13 protein-coding genes and 3 tRNA genes are annotated in these 8,620 nt (G+C 46.2%); all 16 read left to right on the top strand.

Features of this window, described 5'->3' with window-relative positions:
- The first annotated feature begins 9 nt into the window (after positions 1-9).
- The gene (rpoZ, locus tag KKI13_03215) at positions 10-216 is read left to right on the top strand and encodes a DNA-directed RNA polymerase subunit omega (GenBank protein ID MBU4488062.1); all 207 of its coding nucleotides are present in this window, start codon (positions 10-12) and stop codon (positions 214-216) included.
- Positions 216-761, top strand: coding sequence for a hypothetical protein (locus tag KKI13_03220; GenBank protein ID MBU4488063.1), 546 nt, complete (start codon positions 216-218; stop codon positions 759-761). Before rpoZ ends, KKI13_03220 begins: the two co-directional genes overlap by 1 nt.
- On the top strand, positions 758-1,393 hold the full coding sequence (locus KKI13_03225; protein MBU4488064.1) for a phosphopantothenoylcysteine decarboxylase: 636 nt from the start codon (positions 758-760) through the stop codon (positions 1,391-1,393). The genes KKI13_03220 and KKI13_03225 overlap by 4 nt, the downstream gene beginning before the upstream one ends.
- Positions 1,394-1,455: 62 nt before the next feature.
- Positions 1,456-2,064 carry a type II secretion system GspH family protein gene (locus tag KKI13_03230; GenBank protein ID MBU4488065.1) on the top strand — a complete coding sequence of 203 codons (609 nt, stop codon included), beginning with the start codon at positions 1,456-1,458 and terminating at the stop codon, positions 2,062-2,064.
- A gap of 128 nt (positions 2,065-2,192) precedes the next feature.
- Positions 2,193-2,267 (top strand) — tRNA-Cys (locus KKI13_03235).
- 37 nt (positions 2,268-2,304) lie between these two features.
- Positions 2,305-2,381: transfer RNA gene (locus KKI13_03240), tRNA-Val, on the top strand.
- A 212-nt stretch (positions 2,382-2,593) separates the two neighbouring features.
- On the top strand, positions 2,594-2,986 hold the full coding sequence (locus KKI13_03245) for a hypothetical protein (GenBank protein ID MBU4488066.1): 393 nt from the start codon (positions 2,594-2,596) through the stop codon (positions 2,984-2,986).
- A gap of 276 nt (positions 2,987-3,262) precedes the next feature.
- Positions 3,263-3,351, top strand: a tRNA-Leu gene (locus KKI13_03250).
- A gap of 38 nt (positions 3,352-3,389) precedes the next feature.
- Positions 3,390-3,587 (top strand): hypothetical protein, encoded by a 198-nt coding sequence (locus tag KKI13_03255; GenBank protein MBU4488067.1) that lies wholly within the window; start codon positions 3,390-3,392, stop codon positions 3,585-3,587.
- Positions 3,541-3,987 carry a hypothetical protein gene (locus KKI13_03260; GenBank protein ID MBU4488068.1) on the top strand — a complete coding sequence of 149 codons (447 nt, stop codon included), beginning with the start codon at positions 3,541-3,543 and terminating at the stop codon, positions 3,985-3,987. The genes KKI13_03255 and KKI13_03260 overlap by 47 nt, the downstream gene beginning before the upstream one ends.
- A gap of 14 nt (positions 3,988-4,001) precedes the next feature.
- Positions 4,002-5,714: a threonine--tRNA ligase gene (thrS, locus tag KKI13_03265; GenBank protein ID MBU4488069.1), complete on the top strand. Its 1,713-nt coding sequence runs from the start codon at positions 4,002-4,004 to the stop codon at positions 5,712-5,714.
- Positions 5,715-5,882: 168 nt separating this feature from the next.
- Positions 5,883-6,377, top strand: a complete 495-nt coding sequence (infC, locus tag KKI13_03270; GenBank protein ID MBU4488070.1) for a translation initiation factor IF-3 — start codon at positions 5,883-5,885, stop codon at positions 6,375-6,377.
- 61 nt (positions 6,378-6,438) lie between these two features.
- Complete coding sequence (gene rpmI / locus KKI13_03275) at positions 6,439-6,636, top strand: 50S ribosomal protein L35 (GenBank protein ID MBU4488071.1); 198 nt, start codon at positions 6,439-6,441, stop codon at positions 6,634-6,636.
- 36 nt (positions 6,637-6,672) lie between these two features.
- Positions 6,673-7,050: a 50S ribosomal protein L20 gene (gene rplT / locus KKI13_03280; protein MBU4488072.1), complete on the top strand. Its 378-nt coding sequence runs from the start codon at positions 6,673-6,675 to the stop codon at positions 7,048-7,050.
- 18 nt (positions 7,051-7,068) lie between these two features.
- Positions 7,069-8,115: a phenylalanine--tRNA ligase subunit alpha gene (gene pheS / locus KKI13_03285; GenBank protein MBU4488073.1), complete on the top strand. Its 1,047-nt coding sequence runs from the start codon at positions 7,069-7,071 to the stop codon at positions 8,113-8,115.
- Positions 8,116-8,188: 73 nt separating this feature from the next.
- On the top strand, positions 8,189-8,620 hold a 432-nt coding region (locus KKI13_03290), incomplete at its 3' end, for a phenylalanine--tRNA ligase subunit beta (GenBank protein MBU4488074.1).

Raw genomic sequence — 8,620 nt, forward strand, 5'->3', positions numbered from 1 at the left:
GAGAAAGATGTGTCATACGTTCCGTTAGAGGACTTACTGAAGAAAGTGGATAGTATTTACAGGCTTGTATTAATGGCTTCGCGCCGCGCTGTAGAGATAAGCGATACCGGCCAGAAACTTGTTGATATAAGCCCAAGGTTAAAGGCGACGACAGTCGCGCTTGAAGAAGTAAGGCAAGGCAAGATATCTTACAGAGTACCCGAGAGCGATAAATAGTGTCTAAGAAAGCGAAGAACATACTGATAGGAGTAACGGCGAGCATAGCCGCCTATAAAAGCTGCGACATAATAAGGGCGCTAAGGAAGGCGGGGTATGAAACCAAGGCCGTGATGTCGCCCGACGCCAAACATTTTATTACGCCGCTTACCCTGCAGACGATATCGTGCAATGAAGTCGTGACCGATATGTTTGCGCCGCGGGAGAAGTGGGATATATACCACACTTCTTTAGCCGAATGGGCCGGCCTCATACTTATAGCCCCAGCCACAGCAGATATTATTTCCAAGCTTGCCTGCGGCCTCGCGGATTGCGCTTTGAGCGCTACGGTTTTGGCCTCGAGGGCAAAGGTCTTGATAGCTCCTGCCATGAACGAGAAGATGTATACCCACAAAGCTGTCGAGGAAAATATCGCCAAACTCAAAAGGTTCGGCTATAAATTCATAAACCCCAAGCGCGGATACCTGGCCTGCGGATACGAAGGTATGGGCCACATCGCCGATACCGAAGATATTGTCAAAGCCGCAAAAGAAGCGCTTAAATGAAGACGTTTCTCATCACAGCCGGACCCACCATAGAGCCCATAGACCCCGTAAGGTATATTTCGAATTATTCAACAGGAGAGATGGGTTATGCGCTTGCCGTCGCGGCCAAGAAGCGGGGCAATAAAGTGGTGCTTATAAGCGGCCCGACGGCGCTTAAGCCGCCCAAGGGGATAAAATTTATACCGGTCAAGACAGCGTTTGAGATGAGAAGGGCCGTATTAAGGCATTTTCGCGGCGCGGATTGTGTTATCATGACAGCCGCGGTGGCCGACTTCAGGCCGGCGGATTTTTCCGGGGAAAAATTGAAAAAAGGGACGAAAAAGGAATATTTTTTGCGGCTTTTGAGAAATCCGGATATACTTTCGGAGCTTGGGAAACGAAAGGGCTCAAAGGTTCTTGTTGGCTACTCCCTCGAAACCGATAATCACATGGAAAATACCCGCAGTAAGATGAAATCGAAGAACTTGGATCTTATTGTAGCAAATAAGGCGGGCAAGCTCTCCAGCCCTTTTGGCAAGGGGAAGAAAGACCTGACCATAATATCCCGAAAAAGCGGACGAACAGCGTTTAAAGCCGTTTCCAAGGAAAAAATAAGCCATATTTTGCTTGACAAGATAGAAGTCCTGTGGTAACCTTCTTATTGACCTAATATAGTACTATTATTAACCACCGATAATAAAAAAGGGGGGAAAAGATGTCTTTAAAGAAAGTGAAAAAAAGAGGATTTACCTTGATAGAACTCCTCGTGGTTATAGCAATTATAGGTATATTGGCAGCATTTTTAACGCCGGCAGTTCAGAAGGCGCGTGAAAAGGCAAGGCGCACAAGCTGCGCCAGCAATCTGCGGCAGATAGGCCTGGCACTTCATCTTTATGCGGGGGATAATAGTGAAAGTTTTCCTTCTTCGGCAACGAATGGCCAAGCGAGCATGGGGCTTCTTTTTAGCGACTATATTGACACAACAAGAGTATGGGATTGCCCGAGCGACCCAGCCAAGGCGGGAGCAACTGGCTTAGCAACTGTGGTTGCAGCAACAAAAGTTCTAAGCAGCTCCAGCTATGCCTATAGAAAAGGCATGAGTGAAATGGATACATCGACAAATGCAGTCGCTGCGGACAGAAGCGGCGCCCTTCTCGCACCCATGGTCACCGACCCAATTGTAGCCGCTAACGCTAATCACGGCACTGATGGTGTCAACGTACTTTTTTTAGGTGGACATGTTAAATGGCAAGGGGCAACAAGCGGAGTGCTGCCGCCAGTGGCAAGCGGCGATCTGGTTAATTGGGCATCAATATTCAATTAAAACATGATGATAAAAAAGAATTAATCTCTAAAAAGCACTTAAGAATGAAGCAATTTATCTTAAGTGCTTTTTAATTGAGGCCCTACCGTTCTAACCTGGTTAGTCTAACCAGGTTAGAATAGGATTTCGGCGGCGTACCCAAATGGCTAAGGGAGAAGTCTGCAAAACTTCGATCAGCGGTTCAATTCCGCTCGCCGCCTCCACAATATTCCTCTTTCAAAAAAGAGGAGATTGATATTCGGGCAGCTGGCGCAGTTGGCTAGCGCGCTTCCTTGACATGGAAGAGGTCACAGGTTCAAGTCCTGTGCTGCCCACCAAGCTTCGCGAAGCGAAACTTGGTCCCGTGACCGAGGACGAAATGTCCGAGGAAATGCCGAGGCCATCCGGCCGAGGCGAGCGCCGTTAAATGGTGCGACGACCGAAGGGAGTCCCGTTAGGGGCGAACAGGAGCACCATAGGCGCGGAGGGGCCACTATCGGGCCGGGATGGCGGAACTGGCCTACGCGTAGATTCTAAACAAAGTAACAATATGCCGCACAAGCGGAAAGAACTAAAGATCGAAGGGCCAAATCTCTGGTATTTGGTAGGGCTTATTACCAGCGACGGTAATTTATCATTAGATGGCAGGCATATTGATATAACTTCGAAAGATTATGAGTTTTTGCAGAGTATTAAAAAATTAATTGGGATTGAAAATAAAATTGGCGTCAAATACAATAGCATGAGACAAAAAGCTTTTTGTATTCAGATGGCAAATAGAAATTTTTATGATTTTCTCCTAGGTATTGGATTGACGCCAAGGAAATCACTTACGTTGACCCAGATAGATGTTCCAAAAATTTATTTTCATGAATTTCTTCGTGGCTTAATAGATGGCGACGGTGGATTCATCGCACAAATGGCGGCGAACAGTGGAATTTAAGGATAGCCTCTGGCTCAGGAAAATTTTTAAAATGGATCCAAGACAAAATCGAAATAGAAATAGGGGTGATCGGCAGGCTCCATACTGCCGGTGCGACTCAATTTAGATTAAAGTATGGGAAAATGGCAGCAAGGGTTATTATAGAAAGATGTTATTATAAAGGTTGTGTTGGGCTAGAAAGAAAAATAGTTTTGGCCAAGCGTTGTTTAGACTCCCGCGCAGGTTGGGGGAAAAGTAAAACCATAAATCATTAGTGAAATATTGTTAAAAACACATGCCGGGATGTTGGAACTGGTATACAATGCAGACTTAAAATCTGCTGTTCCGTAAGGGACGTGTGGGTTCGAATCCCACTCCCGGCACCACGAACAATGTTCCTCGTTCAAAAAAGTGAGAGTATAAGATGAAAAAAATATGGATAAATAAAGCGTCTTCATTCCGGGACGCGGAAAGATTTGATAGAGATTATTACCTTGCTATGGGTGCTTCAAAAAGGCTCGAAGAAATGCAATTATTAAGAGAGATATATTATAAAATTAAAAAGAGGGGCAGTTATGAAGGTAGAAAAAGATTTCGAAGAGTTATTAAAATTATTCAATAAAAACCGGGTTAGGTATTGTATCATCGGTGCTTTTGCAGTCGCTTTTCACGCAAGGCCGCGATACACCAAAGATATGGATATCTTAGTAGAGCCTACTAGCGAAAACAGCAAAAGAATTGTGAAGGCCCTAATTGAATTCGGTTTTGAAAGTTTGGGTTTGTCAGAAAAAGATTTTAGCCAAGAAGGCAGGTTTGTGCAGCTGGGGCATGAACCGGTTAGGATTGATATCATAACATCTATAGCGGGTTGTAGTTTTAAACAGATATGGCGGAATAAAACTGTCGGCATGTACGGAAGAGAAAAGGTATTTTTTATTGGACTGAAAGAATTGATAAAAAGTAAGAAGAAAGCGGCACGATATCAGGATAAAGCGGATTTAACTATCCTGACGAATAAATAAAAGAGAGAAATACCATGAATCTCGAGACATTACGACATAGCGCGTCGCACATAATGGCAGATGCGGTGAAAGAATTGTATCCGGACGTCAAGCTGGGCATAGGCCCCGCCATAGAAGACGGTTTCTACTATGATTTTGACCGTAAAGACGCTTTTCGGCCTGAAGACCTCGCGAAAATAGAAGAAAAGATGCGCGAGATCATCTCCAAAAACGATAAATTCACCTGCGAGGAGATGAAAAAGCAGGATGCAGTCCGCCTTTTCGAAAAGACGGGCGAAAAGTATAAAGTCGAGATCATAAAAGAACTCGAAGGCGACAAAATCACCATTTACAAACACGGAAAATTCACGGATCTATGCAAAGGCCCGCACGTAAACTCTACCGGCGAGGTGAAGAGTTTCAAATTGCTATCAATTGCCGGCGCGTACTGGCGCGGCAACGAAAATAACCCCATGCTTCAGCGTATCTACGGCACAGCATTCTCAAGCGATAAAGAACTCGCGGAATATTTAAAATTTGTTGAGGAGTCAAAGAAGCGCGACCACAGAAAACTCGGGAAAGAACTCGAACTTTTTACCATACAAGACAATATCGGCGCCGGGCTCGTTTTATATTATCCGAAAGGCGCGATGCTGCGTAGTATCATAGAAGACTTCATAAAAAAAGAGCACTTCAAAAGAGGCTACGAATTTGTCAGAAGCCCCCACATCATGAAAAGCGATATATGGGTCCAGTCGGGCCACTACGAATATTATAAAGAGAACATGTACATATTTAAGATAGAGAACCAGGAATACGCGATCAAGCCGATGAACTGCCCGGGCCACATGCTCGTTTATAAATCGCGGGTCAGGAGCTACCGGGAGCTGCCTATAAAATTATTTGAGCTCGGCGATGTCTACAGGCACGAAAAGTCCGGCGTCCTGCACGGCCTTCTACGGGTAAGGGGTTTTACCCAGGACGATGCCCACATCTTCTGCTTGAGAGAGCAGGTCGAAGACGAGATAATAAAGGTCATAGATTTCGTCAAGGACGTGATGGATATTTTCGGATTTAAGGATATGGATATCGAGCTCAGCACGCGGCCGCCAAAATATATCGGGAAAGTTGAGGACTGGGAAAGGGCCCAGGAGGCGCTCATCAATTCATTAAAGAGAAAAAAATTGGACTTCGAGATCTGCGAAGGCGAGGGCGCCTTTTACGGGCCGAAGATAGACATAAAGATAAAAGACGCGTTGAAGCGGCCGTGGCAATGCGCGACGATACAATGCGACTTTGCGCTTCCCGAGAGATTTGACCTTAAGTACACCGGGCAGGACGGAAAAGAGGAAAGGCCCATAATGCTTCACAGGGTAATACTCGGCTCACTCGAGCGCTTTATAGGCACTTTGATAGAGCATTATGCCGGAGAGTTTCCGCTCTGGCTTGCGCCGGTGCAGATGGTGCTTATACCGATATCCGATAAGCAAAACGAATACGCCGAGACGCTGCGGGAGAAGTTTTCTAAAGAAGATTTTAGGGTAGAGATTGACAAAAGGGACGAGAAGATGCAGAAGAAGATCAGGACCGCGGAATTGGAAAAGGTCCCTTATATGCTCATAGTGGGGGGAAAAGAGGCAAAGGCCGATAGCGTTTCGGTAAGATCTAAAAAGTCAGGCGATCTTGGGATTCTGAGGATCGAAGAATTTATAAAGAAGGTAAAGGACGAAATAAATAGGAAACAATGAAATCCCTCGCTTAAGCACTTGAAAATTTCTTCGAAATTTTCTGCGTAAGCTCGGGATAAATTCGCCCTAACAGGCGAAAAGCGGCTAACAACTTACGTCGCAGCGAGAGAAAATAAATGCTCCGTAAGTTGTGGGCTCATTTAGGGGGTGGTTCATATCCAGATCAGGATAAGAATAAACGAGAGTATACGCATAAAGGAAGTCAGGGTCATAGGCGAAAACAGTGAGCAGATAGGAGTATTGGCCACAAGTGAGGCGCTTCGCATGGCGAGGGAGCGTGGTTTTGACCTTGTGGAAATTTCACCCAAATCCAATCCGCCCGTCTGCAGGATCATGGACTTCTCAAAATATAAATATGAACAGGAAAAGAAAGAGCGGCTTGCCCGGAAAAAACAGAAGGTGGTCCACATAAAAGAGATAAAAATAAAGCCGAATATCGAAGAAAACGACTATCAGGTCAAACTGAAGCATCTAAAACGTTTTCTGGAGCGGGGCGACAAGGCCAAAGTGACACTTGTGTTCCGAGGCAGAGAGATGGCGCATACTGACATCGGAATAAAGCTTATGAACAGATTGATGAAAGACCTAAGTGAGATCGCCGAACCCGAAAAGATGCCGGTTTTAGAACACAGGGCGATGGTCCTCATAATAAACCCGAAATAGCCCCTCGACTTCGCTCGGGATAATTTGCATACGTACGATAGAGGGCAAATTGGAGAATATCATGCCAAAATTGAAGACAAGAAAAGCTGTGGCAAAACGCTTCAAGATTACCAAATGGGGCAAAGTAAAGAGGATGCAGGCGGGCAAGAGCCACATATTGACGAAGAAAGAGAAAAAAAGAAAAAGACACCTGAGGCACGGCGTACTTGTTTCAAGCGCTTTTGCGCGCAATATAAAACGGCAGCTGCCGTACGGATAGTGAAGCAGCGGACAAGATAAAGAACAGGAGAACAACATGGCTAGAGTAAAACACGCGGTTTCTTCGAGGAGAAGGCGAAAGGCCGTATTAAAGCGGGCTAAAGGCGGTTACGGCGGCAGGAGTAAATTATATCGTACTGCCAAAGAGACTGTTATGCGCGCAATGGCCTACAGCTACAGGGACAGAAAGGTAAAAAAGAGGACCTTCAGGAGGCTTTGGATCGTGAGGATAAACGCGGCCTGTAGGATGCAGGGTATTTCTTACAGCAAGTTTATGAACGGCTTGAGGAAGATCAAAGCGGCGATAGACAGAAAGATCCTGGCTGATATGGCCGTCAACGATATGCCTTCGTTTGTTAAATTGGTCGAGGCGGTAAAAAAGGCGCCCGCATCGGCACGCCCGGTCAAAAAATAAGACAGCTTGGGACGGGATATGGAAGAAAAATTAAACCAGCTTGAGAAAGGTATCTTAGAAGCGCTCGATAATGCCCGGACGTCGGAGAGTCTTGAGGAGATCCGCATAAAATATATGGGCAGAAAAGGCGAGCTTACCGAGATACTCAAAAATATAAAGAATGTGCCTTCGGCGGACCGGCCGCGTATCGGCGAGCGGGTGAATGCGCTCAAGAAGTCGCTGGAGGAGAAGATCCGGGAAAAATTGCAGACACTGGGGGGCGGAGAAAAGGGCGCAGAAAGTTTTATAGACCTTTCTCTGCCTGGATCAAGGCGCGAAATAGGCTCCAAGCATCCTCTTACTCAGATAATCGATGAGATATGCGGCGTCTTCGTAGGGCTAGGGTTTCGCATAGAAGAGGGGCCCGAAATAGAGACCGAATATTATAATTTTACAGCGCTCAATATCCCCGATGACCACCCTTCGAGGGAGACCTTCCATACATTTTTTCTCGATGTTCCGGCTGAAAGGCATGAAGGCCGCGGCAAAGACTACAAGGTCCTTTTGAGAAGCCAGACTTCAACCGGACAGATCAGAGTCATGGAAAAAGAGAAGCCCCCGCTTCAGGTCATAATACCGGGCAGGGTTTACAGGCCCGACGCCACAGACGCGTCCCATTCTTTCATGTTTCATCAGGTGGAAGGCCTTATGGTGGACGAGGATATAAGGTTTTCGGACCTGAAGGGCGTGTTGGACCTCTTTTGCAAGTCGATGTTCGGAAAAAATGTTAAAACCAGATTCAGGCCGCACTACTTTCCGTTTACCGAGCCGAGCGCCGAGGTAGATGTCTCGTGCATAATCTGCGGCGGGAAAGGCTGCAGCGTTTGCGGCAAAAAGGGATGGCTCGAAATATTGGGCGCGGGTATGGTGAGCCCGAAAGTATTTGAAGCCGTCGGGTATTCGCCGGAGAAGTGGTCAGGTTTCGCCTTTGGCATGGGCGTAGAGCGCATAGCGATGCTCAAGTGGGGCATCACCGATATCCGCCTCTTCTACGAAAACGATATGAGATTTTTGAAACAGTTTTAGATTATTGGGGTCAGACCCTGATTATGTAAACTACGTAGTTAACATAACGAGGGTCTGACCCCAACAGGATGGTATGAAAATAAGCTACAGCTGGCTAAAAGAATACATAGATATAAAAGAGTCGCCGGAACGCCTCGCCGCCATACTTACAAATAGCGGCAGTGAGGTGAAGGCTATCGAGTTAACAAGCGGCGATTTCATTATGGACATAGAGATCACCCCGAACAGGAGCGATTGCCTGAATTATCTGGGGGTAGCCCGCGAAATATCCGCCCTTACCGGCAAAAAAGTCAAAATGCCTCTCCCCAGGATAAAGAAAAGTTCCGGAGGCGCGCCGTTTAAGGTAGATATAAAGGATAAAACGCTGTGCCCCAGATACACCGCACGGTTTATCAGAAATATAAGTGTGAAGGAATCGCCCGAGTGGCTCAAAAAAAGAATCATTTCCATGGGCCTGAGGCCCGTTAATAATGTAGTGGATATAACCAATTTTGTGCTTTTTGAG

Source organism: Candidatus Omnitrophota bacterium (assembly GCA_018894435.1).
GTDB lineage: Bacteria > Omnitrophota > Gorgyraeia > JAHIPI01 > JAHIPI01 > JAHIPI01.